Here is a 17,279-nt window from a genome sequence, read left to right on the forward strand (position 1 = left end):
CACACGCTATTTTGCAGGGAGCCTTTTGATGCGCATCATCCTCTTCAGCAGCCAGACCTACGACCGCGACAGCTTTCTCGCCCAACCCTTGCCCGCAGGCATGGAGCTGCAATTCCAACCGGCGCGCCTGAACCTCGACACCGTGGCCCTGGCCGACAAGCACGAAGTGGTCTGTGCGTTTATCAACGACGACCTCAGCACCCCGGTGCTCGAACACCTGGCCGCCGGCGGCACGCGGCTGATCGCCCTGCGCTCGGCCGGCTACAACCATGTAGACCTGGCCGCCGCCAAGCGCCTGGGCCTGACCATCGTGCGCGTACCGGCGTACTCACCCCACGCGGTGGCCGAACATGCCGTGGCCCTGGTGCTGGCCCTCAACCGCCGCCTGCACCGCGCCTACAACCGCACCCGCGACGGCGACTTCAGCCTGCACGGCCTGACCGGCTTCGACCTCGTGGGCAAGACCGTGGGCGTGGTGGGCACCGGGCAGATCGGTGCGACCTTTGCCAAGATCATGGCTGGCTTTGGCTGCACCTTGCTGGCGTACGACCCCTATCCCAATCCGCAGGTCGAAGCCCTTGGCGCGTGCTATGTCAGCCTGCCCCAACTGCTGGCCGAGGCGCAGATCATCAGCCTGCACTGCCCGCTGACCGCCGACAGCAAGCACCTGATCAATGCGCAATCCCTGGCCCATATGCAGCCGGGGGCGATGTTGATCAATACCGGGCGTGGTGGCCTGGTGGATACCCCGGCGCTGATCGAGGCGCTCAAGGACGGGCAATTGGGCTACCTAGGCCTGGATGTGTACGAAGAAGAAGCCCAGCTGTTTTTTGAGGACCGCTCGGACCTGCCCTTGCAGGACGATGTACTGGCGCGCCTGCTGACTTTCCCCAACGTGATCATCACCGCGCACCAGGCATTCCTCACGCGCGAGGCGCTGGCGGCGATTGCCGGGACCACCCTGGCCAATATCCAGGCCTGGGCCAACCACCAGCCACAAAACCTGGTGCACGGATGATCAACGGTCACATACCGCGCGCATGGTAAACAGACGAGCGTGATAGGATGCCGCGCCTATTTGGAGGATCCATGGCCGAACACGATTTCCGCTTCAGTTTGCTGAGCCCACAACACACCCTGATCGAATGCCGCGCCCTGGTGCCGGGTCGTTACCAAGTCACCGGCAATGGTGGCTCGATCAAGCATGGCGATGTGCTGATCGTCACCTTGCGCGGCAGCAAGACCCTGTCGATGCGCCTGACCGTCGAAGGCGATGCGCGCTACTCCATCCGCCCGGCCGGGCAATGGGTGGCCATGGCGCAGGGGCCGAAGTTCGGCGAACTGGAGATTCACACCTGGAAGGTCAATTGCGACAGCTGCGACGCCGTGCTGGAGTTTGAGTTCTCGGTAGAAACCAAACTTACCAAGGAACCGCTGCAACCGGCCGCCACTGCGCGCATTGCCGAGTTGGGCTGGGCCACCGTCGGCGACAAGCACCGTTGCCCGAAATGCCAGCAGGCCGCGCCATGAAGAGCCTGCTGATGGTCGCAGCGCTGGGCGCAGGCCTTGCCGGCTGTGCCAGCGATGAGGTCAAGCTCAAGCAGGATCACAGCTATATCGTCGAATGGATCGGCGAACGGCCCCTGATGGACTACGCCCACCTGACCGTGACCCTCGGAGCCGATGGCCGGGCCTATGGCAATGGCGGCTGCAACCACTGGTTCGCACCCTACAGCCTGGACGGTGACAAACTCAGCTTTGGCAAGATCGGCAGCACCCGCAAGCTGTGTGCCGAAGCCCTGATGGAGCAGGAGCAGCGCTTCTTCAAGGCCCTGCAAACCGTGCAACGCTGGGACATCTCGCCCATCGAGCAGACCCGTTTCTGGCCTGCCGAAGGCAAGCCACTGCGCTTGTGGCTGGAAGAAGGCTGACCACCCAGCAGGAGCCGGCTTGCCGGCTCCTACAAGGGGTTTAGCCGCGCAGCTCCTTGAGTTTGGCCAATACCCCCGCCGCCGTCTGCTCGCCCAACATCTGTGCCCGCACCTTGCCCTTGTCATCGATGATGTAGGTCACCGGCAACGCTTCGCTGCGCGGGATATCAAAAATCGCCTCGGGGTTCTGCGCCAGTACGGTGAACTTGATGCCCAGCTTCTCGCTGGCGCTCTTGAGCTCTTCGCCCTGCACATTGTCGAAGTTGACGCCGAACACGCTGACCGGCTGGCCCTTGAGTTGCTCGGCCAGGGCGTTGAGTTCGGGGATCTCGATGCGGCACGGGCCACACCATTCGGCCCAGTAATTGATCACCAACCATTGTTTGTCGACGCGCTCGGACGCGACTTTCTGGCCGTATTGGTCAACGCCATAATCATTGCCGCAGCCGCTGAGCAGGAGTGTGGTGATAACTGCCAGTGCGCCTATCAGTCGCCGTGTCATGGGGTAATCCTTAGCAAAAATGAACGTGGGCTGCGGCCGATCGCCTCTTACGGTTTAAGGACACGCCACAGCGCGGGTAGAATACCCGCCACCTTACGCAAGATGCGACCCGCACATGACCGATCTGACGCTTTATCACAACCCGCGCTGCTCGAAATCCCGCGGTGCGCTCGAACTGCTGCAAGCCCGTGGCCTCACGCCCAACGTGGTGCGTTACCTGGAAACACCGCTGGACGCCGCGCAGCTTGAAGCCCTGCTCGGCAAGCTGGGGATCGGCGCCCGGCAATTGCTGCGCACCGGCGAAGACGAATACAAGACCCTCAACCTGGCCGACGCCAGCCTCAGCGAGGCGCAGTTGATTGCCGCCATCGCCGCCCATCCCAAGTTGATGGAACGGCCGATCCTGGCCACCGCCGACAAGGCCGTGATTGGCCGTCCGCCGGAAAACGTCCTGGAGCTTCTGCCGTGAGCGCGCCCTACATCCTGGTGTTGTATTACAGCCGCAACGGCTCGGTCAGCGAAATGGCCCGGCAAATTGCCCGGGGCATCGAGCAAGGCGGCCTGGAAGCACGCCTGCGCACTGTGCCGGCGATTTCCAGCGAATGCGAGGCCGTCGCCCCGAGCATCCCCGCCGAAGGCGCACTCTACGCCAGCCTCGACGACCTGAAGAACTGCGCGGGCCTGGCCCTGGGCAGCCCGACGCGTTTTGGCAACATGGCCGCGCCGCTGAAGTACTTTCTCGACGGCACCAGCAACCTGTGGCTGACCGGCGCCCTCGTCGGCAAGCCAGCCGGGGTCTTCACCTCGACCGCCAGCCTGCACGGCGGCCAGGAAACCACCTTGATGTCCATGCTGCTGCCGTTGCTGCACCACGGCATGCTGATCACCGGCCTGCCCTACAGCGAACAGGCCTTGCTCGACACCCAGGGCGGCGGTACGCCCTACGGCGCCAGCCACCATTCCGGCGCTGACGGCAAACGCGCCCTGGACCCCCATGAAATCGCGTTGTGCCGCGCCCTGGGGCTGCGCCTGGCGAAAACTGCGGCGAAACTGGAGAGTGGCCGTGGCCAAGAAGCCTAAAGTCCTGCCGGCCCAGGCCTGGCTGGAACCCCGGGTCAAAGTGGCACGGGCCTTGAGCCTGCTGGCGTTCCTGGGCCTGGTGGGGTTGCTCTGCGTGTACTACCTGCTGGTCGCCGACCTGCATGGCGCGCGGCCCTGGGTGATCTTGCTGATCGAACTGGTGCCGTTGCTGATCCTCGCGCCGGGTATGCTCATGGGCAGTGCGCGCGGGCATTCGTGGATGTGCTTTGTGGTGAATCTGTATTTCATCAAGGGCGCCCTGGCGGCCTATGACCCGAACCGCCAGTGGTTTGGCGTGCTGGAGATGCTGGCGAGCCTGGCGGTGTTCTGCACGGCGCTGCTGTATGTGCGCTGGCGGTTCCAGTTGAATCGGCGGTTGGCGGGGGAAGGTCAGCCAGCCTGAGGGGTATGTGGGGCCAGTCAGGCCCCCATCGCAGGCAAGCCAGCTCCCACAGGGGAATGCATTCCAAATGTGGGAGCTACGGTGGTGCGACGATTCGACTTGCCTGCGATGGCAGCACCGCGGTCTCAATGGTTGACGGTAAACGCCAGCATCATCGACAACTGGCACATCGGCCGCCCGCTCTCGGCGTGCCATTGGTTGAACGCCGCCTGCACCGTCGCCAGGTCCCGCAGGCTGGTGGGGGCCTTGTCGACAATCTCCTGCGCATTCAGCGCCGCGACTACGTCGTAGCTCGGCACAAACGTGTCCTTGCCCACCATGCGCAAAAAGCGCGGCGCCGACAGCCCGCCCAACTGGTGGCCGTGCTTGCTCAGGTATTTCCACAAGCCGACGATATCGGTCACCGGCCAGTCGGCGATCAACGCCGCGAAGCTGCCCTTCTCCTGCTCGACATCGAGGATCATCTGCGCATTGCGCGGCACGCTCTTGAGCTTGCCCAGGTGGCGGATGATCCGCGTGTCCTGCATCAGCCGCTCAAGGTGCTCGGCGCCCATCAACACGACTTTCTCGGGATCGAAGCCGAAGAACACTTGCTCGAACGCCGGCCACTTGGCGTCCACTACACTGTGCTTGAGCCCGGCGCGAAACACCCGCAGCGACAGGGTCGACAGGTAGCGGTCATCGCTGATCTGGCGCAATTGCGCCGGCGTCTTGGGCACAGGCAGGTGGGCTTCGAGCTCGGCCGCCGAACCAAAGCGGTTCAGACAGTATTCGTGCAGCCATTTGTAATCGCGCATGCCCTCTCCTACGGGTTGAAATGAAAACGGCGCCTATGAGCGCCGTCTGTCAGAGCCTGGAAAAGACTCAGAGGTTCACAATGTTGACGAAGCGCGAAGCGGCGGTCTCGTCGATGCGCAGGCTGGTGAAGTCGAACAGGTTGCGGTCGGCCAGTTGCGACGGGATCACGTTCTGCAAGCTGCGGAAGATGCTTTCGGTGCGCCCCGGCGTCTTGCGCTCCCACTCCTGGAGCATGTCCTTGACCACCTGGCGCTGCAGGTTCTCCTGGGAGCCACAGAGGTTGCAGGGGATGATCGGGAATTGCTTGAAGTCGGAGTAGGCCTGGATGTCCTTCTCGTTGCAATACGCCAGCGGGCGGATCACCACGTTGCGGCCGTCGTCGGCGCGCAGCTTGGGCGGCATGGCCTTGAGGGAGCCGTTGAAGAACATGTTGAGAAAGAACGTCTCGACGATGTCGTCGCGGTGATGACCCAGGGCCATCTTGGTTGCGCCAATTTCATCGGCAAAGGTGTACAGGGTGCCACGGCGCAGGCGCGAGCACAGCGAGCAGGTGGTCTTGCCTTCCGGGATCAGTTCCTTGACCACCGAATAGGTGTCTTTCTCGACGATGTGGTACTCGATGCCCAGGGTCTTGAGGTAGGCCGGCAGCACGTCCTCGGGGAACCCGGGCTGCTTCTGGTCCATGTTGACGGCAACGATGTCGAACTTGATCGGCGCGACCTTCTGCAGGTGCATCAGCACGTCCAGCATGGTGTAGCTGTCCTTGCCGCCGGACAGGCAGACCATGACCTTGTCGCCCTCCTCGATCATGTTGAAGTCAGCGACAGCCTCACCGGCCAGGCGCCGCAGGCGTTTTTGCAGTTTGTTCTGATTGACGGTAAGGGTGCCCATGGCGCTTGGATCCGCGAAAAAGGTGTGTGACGAAAAGCCGGGCATTTTAGCGGTATGGAGCACCGAGTTCCAATGTGGGACGGGCTTGCTCCCGATAGCGGCAGTCCAGCCACTGTTTCTGGTAACTGACCCACCGCCATCGCAGGCAAGCCAGCTCCTACACTTGATCTGTGGTGGGGCCAAAATTCTCTGCCTCAGTGAGATCCCCTGTGGGAGCGGGCTTGCCCGCGATAGCGGCAGTCTAGCCACTGTTTCTGGCAACTGGCCCACCGCCATCGCAGGCAAGCCAGCTCCTACACTTGATCTGTGGTGGGGCCAAAATTCTCTGCCCCAGTGAGATCCCCTGTGGGAGCGGGCTTGCCCGCGATAGCGGCAGTCCAGCCACTGTTTCTGGCAACTGACCCACCGCCATCGCAGGCAAGCCAGCTCCCACAGGGGACTGCATTCCACGTCACAGACCCAGGCGCGATTAAGCCCAGTGTTTACAGCGCAATTTGCTCTAAAGCCCCACACTTTTTCCGGTCATGACTTCCTATACTGCGACATAAGGTCGCACATGTATCCAGACCTTTCAGGCCACTTGGCCGGCGGGCGCTCCGCTTGGGGGGCGATGGTAATAACGACAGGAGTGACTGGCATGATCCATCACGTCGTGGGGCTTTTCACCCATCCCGACCAGGAATGGCGGGAAATTCGTGGCGATAAAGAAGAAAGCATCGGCCACATGTACCTCACTCACACGCTGATTCTTGCGGCGATCCCCGCCGTATCAGCCTTTATCGGCACCACCCAGGTCGGCTGGGTCATCGGCAATCGCTCCCCGGTCATGCTGACCCAGGAAAGTGCATTGTGGATGACTATCATGTCGTACCTGGCGATGCTCGGCGGCGTTGCGGTGATGGGCGCCTTCATTCACTGGATGGCGCGCACCTACGACGCCAATCCGAGCATGGCGCGCTGCGTCGCGTTCGCCACCTATACCGCGACGCCACTGTTTATCGGCGGGCTGGCGGCGCTGTATCCGCATATGTGGCTGGGCATGGTCGTGGGCACGGCCGCCATCTGCTACACGGTGTACCTGCTGTATGTGGGATTGCCGACCTTCATGAGCATCGACCCGGACGAAGGCTTCCTGTTTTCCAGCTCGGTACTGGCCGTAGGCCTGGTGGTACTGGTGGCGATCATGGCGTTTACCGTGATTGTCTGGGGCCTGGGCGTGGGGCCGATCTACACCAACTAGCCGTCTTACCAGCGCAGGAACAGCCACCGCAAGGTGGCTTTGTGCGTTATGCATGACCATTCGGCGCCTGACAGATTCGGAAACACCCGTGGATGCGGCATACTGGGCGTCTCTGGAGATATGTACAGCATGCCCGAGCAACTCAATACCCGCGTCGAAGATTGTTTCCTACAAGCCGAATCCTTTTTCAAACGAAGTTTCAAACGCCCCCAGGTCAGCCTCAAGCTGCGTGGGCAGAAAGCCGGTGTCGCGCATTTGCACGAGAACCTGCTGCGCTTCAACCCCCAGTTGTACCGAGAAAACAGCCAACACTTCCTCAAACAGACGGTGGCCCACGAAGTGGCGCATTTGATCGCCCACCAGTTGTTTGGCGAGCGCATCCAGCCCCATGGCGAGGAATGGCAACTGATCATGCGCGGGGTCTACGAATTGCCGCCTGATCGCTGCCATACCTATGAGATTCAGCGCCGGCGGGTGACTCGTTATATCTACCGGTGCCCGTGTGCCGACAGTGACTTCCCGTTCTCGGCCCAGCGCCATGGGCTGGTGAACCAGGGCCGGCGGTATTTGTGCCGGCGCTGTCGGGAGACGTTGGTGTTTACTGGGGAGACGCGGGTGGAGTGAGGTTTTTGGGGGCCTGTTCGGGCCCCTTCGCGGGCAAGCCCGCTCCCACATTTTGATTTGTGAATACATTCAGAATGTGGGAGCGGGCTTGCCCGCGAAGGGGCCCGAACAGCCACTACCCCACCACCCTGGCACCCCGCAGCTCGGCGATCCGCTGAGTGCTCAAACCCAATTCCCCCAGCACCTGATCACTGTGCGCCCCCACCGCAGCGCCAATATGCCTCGGCTGCGGCACGCCCTCGGAAAACTTCAGCGGGCATGCCATCTGAGCCTGGAACGAGCCATCCCCGCGGGGCACCAGGCTCACCAGCTCCCGAGCCTGCAACTGCGGATGCTCCAGGGCTTCGCCAAGGCTGAGCACCGGCTCCACGCAAGCATCGACCCCGGCAAACAACGCACACAGTTCTTCAAAACTGTGTCGCTCAAACTCAATCTGCAATGCCTGCTTGAGTGCCTTCTGCTGCTCGGGCTTGGGTGACAGGCCCTGGGCCGCCAATTCCGGGCGCCCCAGCGCGCCACACAGTTGCTGCATAAACCCCGGCTCCAGGCTACCCACCGACAGCCAGCGCCCGTCCCGCGAGCGGTAGTAATCGTAGAAGCTGCCGCCATTGAGTATCTGGTCTTCGCGCCCAGGCTCCACGCCACAGGCCAGGTAGGCCGCGCCGGCCATGGCGTTGAGGCTGAAGGCGCAGTCGGTCATGCTCACGTCCAGGTACTGGCCCAGCCCGCTGTGCTGGCGCGCAATCACTGCCGCCAGCAGGCCGACCACGGCATGCAACGAGCCGCCGCCCACATCCGCCAATTGCACGCCCAGGGGCACTGGGCCGCTGTCCTGGCGCCCGGTGTAGCTGGCGACGCCAGACAGGGCCAGGTAGTTGATGTCATGGCCGGCGCGGTCCTTGTAGGGGCCTGTCTGGCCATAGCCGGTGATGGACACATAGATCAGCTTCGGGTTGAGCGCCTTCAACGCCTCATACCCCAAGCCCAGACGCTCCATGACTCCGGGGCGAAATTGCTCCAGCACAATGTCGTACTCCGCCACCAATTGCCGCACGATCTCCAGCGCCTCGGGCTGCTTGAGGTCCAGGGCCAGGCTGCGCTTGTTGCGGTTGAGGTAGGCATGACTGGCCGACACGCCACGGTCGTGGGGCGGCAACACCCGCAGCAGGTCCATGCGCGTGGGGGATTCGATGCGCAGCACCTCGGCGCCCATGTCCGCCAACAGCAGCGAGGCAAAAGGCCCCGGCAGCAAGGTCGAGAAATCCAGCACTTTAAGGGACGCCAAGGGGCCTGACATGGGAGCTCCGATTCCAGTTCGATGGGGCACAGAGTAGTCAGCCTTGGGCAACAGCGGCAATTACCGTAAGCATCATCGACAGTGACCGTTGTGCTCGTGCGCCCATAAAAAAACCCATCCGAAGATGGGTTTTTCAGGACTGCGCCAGCGTTTACTTGATCGCTGGTGCCGGGCCTTCGGCCACGCCCAGGTCATCCAGTTCGCGGGTTTCGGAGATACCGGTACCGCCGGAATCCAGCTCGCTTTGCAGCTTGTCGGTGTCCAGTTCCTTGACCCACTTGGCGACGACGATGGTCGCCACGGCGTTACCGACCAGGTTGGTCAGGGCACGGGCCTCGGACATGAAGCGGTCGATACCGAGGATCAGCGCCAGGCCGGCAACCGGCAGGTGGCCAACCGCCGACAGGGTTGCGGCCAGGACGATAAAGCCACTACCGGTCACGCCCGCAGCGCCTTTGGAGGACAGCAACAGCACCAGCAGCAGGGTGATCTGGTGGGTGATGTCCATGTGGGTGTCAGTCGCCTGGGCGATGAACACGGCAGCCATGGTCAGGTAGATCGAAGTACCGTCGAGGTTGAAGGAGTAGCCCGTCGGGATCACCAGGCCTACAACCGACTTCTTGGCACCCAGGCGTTCCATCTTGATCAGCATGCGCGGCAGTGCGGACTCGGAGGAGGAAGTACCGAGGACGATCAGCAGCTCTTCACGGATGTAGCGCACCAGTTTCAGGACGCTGAAGCCGTGGGCGCGGCAGATGCCACCCAGGACCACCAGCACGAACAGCACGCAGGTGATGTAGAAGCAGATCATCAACTGGCCCAGTTGCACCAGCGAGCCGACACCGTAGGCACCGATGGTGAACGCCATGGCGCCCAGGGCACCGATCGGCGCAAGCTTCATGATCATGTTGATGATGTTGAACATCACGTGGGCGAAGCGATCGATGAAGTCCAGCACCGGCTTGCCGTAGGCACCCAGGCGGTGCAGGGCGAAACCGAAGATCACCGAGAACATCAGCACTTGCAGGATATCGCCGTTGGCGAAGGCGCCGACGATGGTGTTGGGGATCACGTTGAGGATAAAGCCGACGATGCTCTGGTCTTTACCGGCAGTGACGTAGGCCGCGACTTTCGAAGCGTCCAGGGTCGCAACGTCGATGTGCATGCCAGCGCCTGGCTGCACTACGTTGACCACGACCAGGCCGATCAGCAGGGCGATGGTGGAGACGATTTCGAAGTACAGCAGCGCGTAGCCGCCGGTCTTGCCCACCGACTTCATGTTCTGCATGCCGGCGATGCCGCTGACCACGGTACAGAAGATGATCGGGGCGATGACCATTTTGATCAGCTTGATAAAGCCGTCACCCAATGGCTTGAGGGCCACACCGGTCTGCGGGTAGAAGTGACCGAGCAGGATACCGATAACGATGGCAACGATTACCTGGAAATACAGGGTTTTGTAGAACGGCTGACGAGTCGTCATTGCAAAGTTTCCTCAAGAGTCCCGTGGGGCAAATATCCGCCATTGCCCACGACACTTGAATTGCGAACCCTCCTGCACTGGAGGGATTTGTTTTGGCGAGCTGCTGGCTGGCAGATCTGTAATCCCTATCGCAAACGGCGTGCCACTTTCCTCAAAAGCCCTGGAGCCCGCAAAACATGGGGGTTGATGGCTATCAGCGGTGGTTTTGCAGATGACGACAGGTGGCGGATATCCGCCCAGCGATCCGATCTCGTCCTACAATTTGGCGGATATCCGCCTTGTCCACCCACAGCACGATGGCTACCATCGGCCACTCAATGGACGAGGCCCCTGCATGCGCGAACGCACCATCGCCAGTCATTACGCCCGCGCCGCCCTGGGCGGCGCGCGCCGGGCCGGCTACGACTGCTCGACGCTGTTGCTGCAACTGGGGATTACCCCGGAACTGCTGGCAGAACCCCGCGCGCGCATCGCGCCGGAGCAGTTCACGCAACTGTTGCAGCGGTTGTGGCTGGCCCTGGATGACGAATACCTGGGCTTCGCCGATGGGCCGAGCAAGCGCGGCACCTTTGCCATGATGTGCCACGCACTGATTCACTGCCGCACCCTGGAGAAGGCCCTGGAGCGTGGGCTGCTGTTCTACAGCCTGTTCCCCCAGGGGCCACGCTGGCGCCTGAGCCGTGAAGGCGATATGGCGCGCCTGAGCCTGGATGACTCGCAACTGTGGGACCCGGATCATTTCTTGAGCGAAAGCCTGCTGGTGATCTGGCATCGCCTCGGCAGTTGGCTGATTGGCCAGCGTATCCGCCTGGAGCAGGCAACCTTCAGCTACCCGATGCCGGCCCATGCCAGCGAATACGACCTGCTGTTCCCCTGCCCTCTGGTGTTCAGCGCGTCCAGCAGCAGCCTGCTGTTCCACTGCCGCTACCTGAACCTGCCTCTGCTACAGGATGAGCGCACCCTCAAGCTCTTCCTCGAACGCTCACCCGCCGACCTGCTGTCCCGGCCAGACGAAGGCGACAGCCTGCGCAGCCAGTTACGCCGCCTGCTGAGCCGCGACCGCACGCCCTGGCCAGACCTGGAGGCCGTGGCGCAGCACCTGCACATCAGCCCCCAGACCCTGCGCCGGCATTTGCGTGACGAAGGCACCAGCTTCCAGGCACTCAAGGACGAATTGCGCCGCGATATTGCGATTTTTCATCTGGGGCGGGCGGATCTGTCGTTGCAGGAGATTGCCGAGCAGTTGGGGTTTTCCGAGCCGTCGGCGTTTCATCGGGCGTTCAAGAAGTGGACGGGGGTGACGCCGGGGGCTTATCGGGCGCAGGAGAGTTGAGGTCGGGCCCCATCGCAGGCAAGCCAGCTCCCACATTTTGATGTGTAAACACAATTAAATGTGGGAGCTGGCTTGCCTGCGATGCGCCCGGCGAATCAACAAAGATCACAGCGCCGGGAAATGAATCCTGAACGCCGCGCCTCCTAAAGGCGAATCCCCCAGGGTCAACCGCGCGCCGTAGCTCTCAATAATATCCTTGACCACCGCCAACCCGATCCCCTGCCCCGGATGCTGGCGATCCAGACGCTCGCCGCGCTGCAGGATCCGCGCACGCTGGTCGGGAGGCACGCCGGGGCCGTCGTCTTCGATGCACAAGCGCACGCCATCGGCACCTTCATCCAGGGTCACGCGCACTTCGCTCAGGCACAGGCGGTAGGCGTTTTCCAGCAGGTTGCCGAGCAATTCCAGCAAGGCGCCCTGCTCGATGGGCACGTCGCATTGCTCCGGCAACGCGAAAGACACCCGCACGCGTTTGTCGCGGTAGACCTTGTCCAGGGTGTCACACAGGCTTTGCAGCACCGGCCGCAAGCGCACCTGGTGGCGCACCAGGCCGCTTTTGCGCAGGCTGGCGCGCTGCAACTGGTAGCTGATCTGCTGGCTCATGCGCTCGATCTGCGACTGCAGGACCCTCGCCTGCTCAAGGTCCTGGGGGCGCTGGGCCATGTCTTCACTCACGCCCTGCAACACCGCCAGCGGGGTTTTCAGGCTGTGGGCCAGGTCGTCCAAGGAGTCACGGTAACGGGTGCGCTGCTCGCGCTCGCTGTGCAGCAAGCGGTTGAGGGAGCCGGTCAGGCGCAGCAGCTCCCGTGGGTGTTGCTCACTGAGGCTTTCGCGGGTGCCGCCTTCGATTTCATCCAACTCCTGACTCAGCCGGCGCAAGGCCTGCAAGCCCCAGGTCAGGCCGATCCACAGCAGGCTCAACAGCACCAGCAAGGCGGCGCCGAAGCCCAGGTAGAGGTTTTCCCGCAGGCCTTCCAGGGTCACCTGGTATTCGCGCACCGGTTGCAGGGCGACGATACTGAACGCCGCGCTCTTGCCCCCCAGTAGCTTGACCTCGACGTCATACACGAAGAATTCCTGGCCGTTGGCCTCGCGAATCTTCGCAAACTCATTGCCGCGCCCGTCGTAGCGCGGGCGGTAGTTGATGTTTTCTTCGCGGGTCGCCCGCGAACGCCAGACCAGGTGGCCTTCGCGGTCATAGATGTAGCCCAGCAGGCGGCTGTCGGTCAGGTTGAAGCGCTCGTCCGGCAACTGCGCCGGCATCAGCAAGCGGTTGTTATCAACCCGCGCGGCAGAGATCAGTGTGGTCACATCCGACGCCAGGCGCTGCTCGATGGAATCCTGCAACGCCAGGCTGAACGCGCCCTGCATCGCCGGCAACAGCGCCAGCATGAACAACACGGCCAGGGTGGTGGCCGCCAGCATCAGGCGCACACGGAGCGAACGGATCAACGGCAGCGCTCGTTAAACAGGTAGCCCAGGCCGCGCACGGTATCGATGGGCTTGAACCCGGCCGGGCCTTCGAGCTTGCGACGCAGACGGCCGACCAGCACCTCGATCACGTTCGGGTCGCGCTCGTCGTCATCGGGATAGAGTTGTTCCATCAACCGGTCCTTGGCCACCACTTGCTGGTGATGACGCATCAGGTATTCGAGGATCCGGTACTCATAGGCCGTCAGCGCCAGGGGCTGTTCGTCGAGGGACGCCTGCTTGCGGTTGAGGTCCAGCAGCAGCGGGCCGGCGACGATGGTCGATTGGGTAAAACCGCTGGAGCGGCGCAGCAGTGCGTTCATCCGTGCCTCCAGTTCCTCGAACTGGAAGGGCTTGACCACATAGTCGTCGGCCCCGGCGGCCAGGCCTTCGACCTTGTCCTGCCAGTTGCCACGCGCGGTCAGGATCAGGATCGGGAAGGTCTTGGCCTGGGCCCGCAGTTGGCGGATCAGGTCCAGGCCGCCCATGCCGGGCAGGCCCAGGTCGATGATCGCCAGGTCGTGATTGAATTGCCCGGTCTGGTACAGCGCCTCTTCGGCGTTGGCCACGGCTTCGACCACGTGGCCGCTGTCGCCAAGACGGGTCAACAGGTGATGGCGCAACAACGCCTCATCTTCGACAACCAGCAATTTCATAACGCTCTCCAAGGCCAATCCACTGTCCCGCAGGGAAACATCATAGCGGCCCTGAAGGTATGCTTGTGCAGTTTACGGCCGTTGAACTGAACACAGTCTGAACCGGCGGGCTACCCAGGTGTGTGCCGCCCCGTGCAGAATAGCCGCCATGAACCTGATACCCGCCTGCTGCACCCCACTTGATGATCATTGGCCGCTGCCCGTCGCCTTGCCCGGCACGGTGTTCCTGAGCACCCGTTTCGAACCCAAACTGCTCGAGGCCGGTGACTTCCAGCGCTGCGCCGTGCCGCCACCGGCCAGTATCCAGCGTTCGGTGGCCAAGCGGCAGGCGGAGTTTCTGGCCGGACGGCTGTGCGCCCGCAGTGCCTTGCAACGGCTCGAAGGCCTGGACTGCATCCCCGCCATCGGTGAGGACCGCGCGCCGGTCTGGCCCGCTCATATCAGCGGCTCGATCACCCATAGCACGGGGCATGCAGCGGCTATCGTCGGGCACAAGGCGCAATGGCGCGGGCTGGGCATGGACCTGGAAAACCTGCTGCCCCTGGAACGAGCCAAGCGCCTGGCCGGGGAAATCCTGACCGCCGATGAGATGCAACGCATGGCCGCCGGGCCACGGGAGCAGATTGCGCAGTGCGTGACCCTGACGTTTTCGGCCAAGGAGAGCCTGTTCAAGGCGCTCTACCCGATTGTGCACAAGCGCTTCTATTTTGAGCATGCCGAGGTGCTGGAGTGGTCTGAGACAGGCTCGCTGCGCCTGCGGTTGCTGACGGAGTTGTCCAGTGAGTGGTGTTATGGCAAGGAGTTGGAGGCGCAGTTTGTGGTGCATGAGGGGCAGTTGTTGAGTGTGGTGGCTATCGGCGCCTGATAGATAGCTATCGCGGGCAAGCCCGCTCCCACATTTGACGGTGTTCACCCATCAAAATGTGGGGCTTGCCTGGGATGTCGGTCTCAAGGTTTGTCCTGATCCCGAGGCCAACTCAGGCTGAAACACGCGCCACCCAGGTTGTTGCTCTTGCTGATCAACGCCCGCCCACCGTGCCAGTAGATAATCCGCCGCACAATCGACAAGCCCAGGCCATGCCCGCCCGAGGCCCGGGTGCGGCTGTCATCCAGGCGCAGGAAGGGGGTAAAGATCCGTTCCCAGGCACTTTCCGGAACCCCCGGGCCATCGTCTTCGACATCGATACGGCAACGCACCTGGCCCACCTGGTAGCTGATCAGCACCCGCGACTGGGCATGGCGCATGGCATTGCTCACCAGGTTTTGCAGGGCGCGGTGCAGATAGCGCGGCTCGGCATCGACCCAGGCCGCGTCCAGGTGCGCCGATGACAGGCACACCCCCCGCGCCACGTCGATCCCCGGCCGCAGGGGCGCCAACTCGCCGATCACCTGGTCGAGCAAGGCACTCAGGTCGACCCGCTGGAAACTCAAGGCCGGCGACCCCTGCTCCAGGCGGGCATAGGTCAGCATCTCGTCCACCAGGCCGTCGAGGTCCTGGATATCGCTGTCCATGCCTTCCATATATTTACGCCGGGCTTCGGGGGTGGCGGCTTCGCCGATCATCTCCAGGCCAAAACGCAGGCGCGCCACCGGCGTGCGCAGTTCGTGGGACACCGCGCGCACCAGTTCGCGCTGGATCGCCAGCAGGCGCTGCAAGTGCTCGGCCATGCCGTTGAAGGCCGATGCCAGGCGCCCTACCGAGTCGGCACCGCGCGCCGGCACCCGGGCTTCCAGGTTGCCTTTGGCGATGCGCGTGGCGGCCGCTTCCAGCCCGCGCAGGCGGCGTTCCAGCTGGCGCACCAGCAAATACACGATCAGGCCGATCAGGGTCAGGCCGATCAAGGCGATCAGCACCAGCCATTGCGCCGGGTAAGGGTTCATCTGGTACAGCGGACCGATTTCCAGGACCCACGGGGTGCCGACCATGCCGGCAAACACGCGGATCGAGTCGCCGCCCTTGCCCAGGGCCATCACCGTGTCGCCTTCAGCCACGCGCCGCCGCTGGTCCTCGTCCATGTCGGCCTCGTTCGGTTTCAGCAGGTGCATTTCAAAGCCGAAACCCTTGGCCTCCTTCAGGTCTGCCAACCGTTGCGGCTGCTCGGCCACCGGAAACCGCACGAGTTCGTCGGCCAGCAAATAAATGGTGGCCCGGGCCAGTTGCTCGCTGATCTGCTGCACTTCGCCGGTGAGCAGCAGTTGCTCTTTTTCACTGACCAGGCGCAACACCCGGGCCGCATGGGGCCCGGTCTGCTCCACCAGGACCTGGCCCCGCTGCAGGCGATTGCGCTGGCTCAGGTCCAGGCGGGCATCCGCCACCGCCTGCAATTGCAAGGGAATCCCCAACAAACGCTCCCACACTGCCAGGGCGCGCTGGCGCTCGATGCTGCTCATGGGTTGCAGGTTGTCGCCCATCAGGGCAAACGTGCCGTGGGCCAGGCGCTCGCGGTACTGGCCGCTGCGCACCTCATTGAGCAGATGCAGGGCCAGGACGCCGAGCAGGGCCACCAGGATCAGCGCCGCACACATGCCGCCATAGATGCGCAGGAAGATCGAGTTCACGACAGCATATCGGCGCAAGCTTCGGGGACGAACAGGTAGCCTTTGCTGCGAATGGTCTTGATCAGCCGCGGGTGGATCGGGTCGTCGCCGATTTTCGGGCGGATCCGCGAGATGCGTACGTCAATGGAGCGGTCCTGGCCGTCGTAGCCGATCCCGCGCAGGGCGGTGAAGATCTCTTCCCGGGACAGGATGCGCCCGGCATTGGCCACCAATAGCCACAACAGGTCGAATTCGGCGCTGGTCAGCTCGATGCCGTCGTCGTGCAGCCAGGCTTCGCGCAAGGCGTTGTCCACCACCAACGGGCCGAATTGCAGGCGCCGCTGTTTCTCCGCGGCGGCGGGCTCGGCGCTTTCGCTGCGCCGCAGCAAGGCCTGGATCCGCGCCAGCAGCAGGCGCGGGCGCACGGGTTTGCATACATAGTCATCGGCGCCCATGTCCAGGCCCAGGACCTGGTCCATGTCGTCGGTACGCGCGGTGAGCATCAGGATCACCCCGTCGTAGCGCTCGCGCACCTTGCGGCAGATGCTCAGGCCGTCTTCGCCGGGCAGCATCAGGTCGAGGATCACCAGGTCCGGCTGCTCGGCAATGATCCGCGCCACCGCCAGGGCGCCGTTGCCCTCTATGGCGACCCGCAGGCCGTTGCTTTCCAGGTAGTCACGGGTCAACTCAGCCAGACGCTGGTCATCCTCGACAATCAGTACCTGCCAGGCTTCTTGCTCCACGGGTGGTCCTCGTTTTTATAAGGGATTTGTCCGGACTGCGCAGGTCCAAATGTGGGAGTGGGCTTGCCCGCGACAACGGTGGATCAGTAGTAGATATGTTGCCTGACACACTGCTATCGCGGGCAAGCCCGCTCCCACATTTGGATCTTCGCCAGCCATACCTAATTTGTCATGCACAACGGGCATAACCGTGTAGGAATAAAAGGCCGATTGTAGCCATGGCCCAACCCTCAAACACAAGCCAGGAAATGCATTCGGTGATCGCGTTTTTTTGTGATAGGGTTCGCGCC

The 17,279-nt window shown here is 62.9% G+C and carries 19 protein-coding genes; 10 read left to right on the forward strand and 9 right to left on the reverse strand.

The window, feature by feature from the left end:
• Positions 1-28 precede the first annotated feature (28 nt).
• From ACSSVH_RS18905 to ACSSVH_RS18915, 3 genes are all read left to right on the forward strand, one after another.
• Positions 29-1,018, forward strand: a complete 990-nt coding sequence (locus tag ACSSVH_RS18905) for a 2-hydroxyacid dehydrogenase (RefSeq protein ID WP_492633602.1) — start codon at positions 29-31, stop codon at positions 1,016-1,018.
• A 71-nt stretch (positions 1,019-1,089) separates the two neighbouring features.
• Entirely contained in the window at positions 1,090-1,530 is a 441-nt protein-coding gene (locus tag ACSSVH_RS18910) for a hypothetical protein (RefSeq protein ID WP_169955195.1), read from the forward strand.
• Complete coding sequence (locus ACSSVH_RS18915; protein WP_169955194.1) at positions 1,527-1,931, forward strand: META domain-containing protein; 405 nt, start codon at positions 1,527-1,529, stop codon at positions 1,929-1,931. Before ACSSVH_RS18910 ends, ACSSVH_RS18915 begins: the two co-directional genes overlap by 4 nt.
• Before the next feature lie 40 nt (positions 1,932-1,971).
• Here ACSSVH_RS18915 and ACSSVH_RS18920 read toward each other — a convergent pair whose 3' ends face one another.
• The gene (locus tag ACSSVH_RS18920) at positions 1,972-2,433 is read right to left on the reverse strand and encodes a TlpA disulfide reductase family protein (RefSeq protein WP_057439622.1); all 462 of its coding nucleotides are present in this window, start codon (positions 2,431-2,433) and stop codon (positions 1,972-1,974) included.
• Between the two features lie 115 nt (positions 2,434-2,548).
• Between ACSSVH_RS18920 and arsC the strand changes: the two genes are divergently transcribed.
• From arsC to ACSSVH_RS18935, 3 genes are read left to right on the forward strand one after another with little or no spacing between them, the layout of a single operon-like run.
• The gene (gene arsC, locus ACSSVH_RS18925) at positions 2,549-2,902 is read left to right on the forward strand and encodes an arsenate reductase (glutaredoxin) (protein ID WP_432754504.1); all 354 of its coding nucleotides are present in this window, start codon (positions 2,549-2,551) and stop codon (positions 2,900-2,902) included.
• Positions 2,899-3,513, forward strand: a complete 615-nt coding sequence (wrbA, locus tag ACSSVH_RS18930) for an NAD(P)H:quinone oxidoreductase (protein WP_169955192.1) — start codon at positions 2,899-2,901, stop codon at positions 3,511-3,513. The genes arsC and wrbA overlap by 4 nt, the downstream gene beginning before the upstream one ends.
• The gene (locus tag ACSSVH_RS18935; RefSeq protein WP_038442506.1) at positions 3,497-3,916 is read left to right on the forward strand and encodes a DUF2069 domain-containing protein; all 420 of its coding nucleotides are present in this window, start codon (positions 3,497-3,499) and stop codon (positions 3,914-3,916) included. Before wrbA ends, ACSSVH_RS18935 begins: the two co-directional genes overlap by 17 nt.
• A gap of 125 nt (positions 3,917-4,041) precedes the next feature.
• On the opposite strand, the gene ACSSVH_RS18940 is transcribed toward ACSSVH_RS18935, so the two are convergent.
• A complete protein-coding gene (locus ACSSVH_RS18940; RefSeq protein ID WP_057960415.1) occupies positions 4,042-4,713 on the reverse strand; it encodes a DNA-3-methyladenine glycosylase I in 672 nt (223 codons plus the stop codon).
• A gap of 67 nt (positions 4,714-4,780) precedes the next feature.
• Positions 4,781-5,605, reverse strand: coding sequence for a tRNA 2-thiocytidine(32) synthetase TtcA (gene ttcA, locus ACSSVH_RS18945; RefSeq protein ID WP_029299748.1), 825 nt, complete (start codon positions 5,603-5,605; stop codon positions 4,781-4,783).
• Between the two features lie 637 nt (positions 5,606-6,242).
• On the opposite strand from ttcA, the gene ACSSVH_RS18950 reads away from it, so the two are divergent.
• Together ACSSVH_RS18950 and ACSSVH_RS18955 are read left to right on the forward strand one after the other, a co-directional pair.
• Positions 6,243-6,845, forward strand: coding sequence for a Yip1 family protein (locus ACSSVH_RS18950; protein WP_057439628.1), 603 nt, complete (start codon positions 6,243-6,245; stop codon positions 6,843-6,845).
• Between the two features lie 129 nt (positions 6,846-6,974).
• Complete coding sequence (locus tag ACSSVH_RS18955; RefSeq protein WP_169955190.1) at positions 6,975-7,469, forward strand: SprT family zinc-dependent metalloprotease; 495 nt, start codon at positions 6,975-6,977, stop codon at positions 7,467-7,469.
• Positions 7,470-7,584: 115 nt separating this feature from the next.
• On the opposite strand, the gene ACSSVH_RS18960 is transcribed toward ACSSVH_RS18955, so the two are convergent.
• Positions 7,585-8,766, reverse strand: coding sequence for a CaiB/BaiF CoA transferase family protein (locus tag ACSSVH_RS18960; RefSeq protein ID WP_492633603.1), 1,182 nt, complete (start codon positions 8,764-8,766; stop codon positions 7,585-7,587).
• 151 nt (positions 8,767-8,917) lie between these two features.
• Positions 8,918-10,249 carry a dicarboxylate/amino acid:cation symporter gene (locus tag ACSSVH_RS18965; protein WP_169955188.1) on the reverse strand — a complete coding sequence of 444 codons (1,332 nt, stop codon included), beginning with the start codon at positions 10,247-10,249 and terminating at the stop codon, positions 8,918-8,920.
• A 334-nt stretch (positions 10,250-10,583) separates the two neighbouring features.
• On the opposite strand from ACSSVH_RS18965, the gene ACSSVH_RS18970 reads away from it, so the two are divergent.
• Positions 10,584-11,582, forward strand: a complete 999-nt coding sequence (locus tag ACSSVH_RS18970; protein ID WP_492633604.1) for an AraC family transcriptional regulator — start codon at positions 10,584-10,586, stop codon at positions 11,580-11,582.
• A gap of 105 nt (positions 11,583-11,687) precedes the next feature.
• Here the strand turns inward: ACSSVH_RS18970 and ACSSVH_RS18975 are convergent, their stop codons facing one another.
• Positions 11,688-13,034 (reverse strand): ATP-binding protein, encoded by a 1,347-nt coding sequence (locus ACSSVH_RS18975; protein WP_170043768.1) that lies wholly within the window; start codon positions 13,032-13,034, stop codon positions 11,688-11,690.
• A complete protein-coding gene (locus ACSSVH_RS18980; protein ID WP_169955185.1) occupies positions 13,031-13,708 on the reverse strand; it encodes a response regulator transcription factor in 678 nt (225 codons plus the stop codon). Before ACSSVH_RS18980 ends, ACSSVH_RS18975 begins: the two co-directional genes overlap by 4 nt.
• A gap of 148 nt (positions 13,709-13,856) precedes the next feature.
• On the opposite strand from ACSSVH_RS18980, the gene ACSSVH_RS18985 reads away from it, so the two are divergent.
• On the forward strand, positions 13,857-14,573 hold the full coding sequence (locus tag ACSSVH_RS18985; protein WP_172312915.1) for a 4'-phosphopantetheinyl transferase family protein: 717 nt from the start codon (positions 13,857-13,859) through the stop codon (positions 14,571-14,573).
• An 83-nt stretch (positions 14,574-14,656) separates the two neighbouring features.
• On the opposite strand, the gene ACSSVH_RS18990 is transcribed toward ACSSVH_RS18985, so the two are convergent.
• Positions 14,657-16,267 (reverse strand): ATP-binding protein, encoded by a 1,611-nt coding sequence (locus tag ACSSVH_RS18990; protein WP_492633605.1) that lies wholly within the window; start codon positions 16,265-16,267, stop codon positions 14,657-14,659.
• Positions 16,264-16,989 (reverse strand): response regulator, encoded by a 726-nt coding sequence (locus ACSSVH_RS18995; protein ID WP_432754508.1) that lies wholly within the window; start codon positions 16,987-16,989, stop codon positions 16,264-16,266. Before ACSSVH_RS18995 ends, ACSSVH_RS18990 begins: the two co-directional genes overlap by 4 nt.
• Between the last annotated feature and the right edge of the window lie 290 nt (positions 16,990-17,279).

The sequence above is a fragment of the Pseudomonas sp. HC1(2025) genome, from assembly GCF_058742075.1.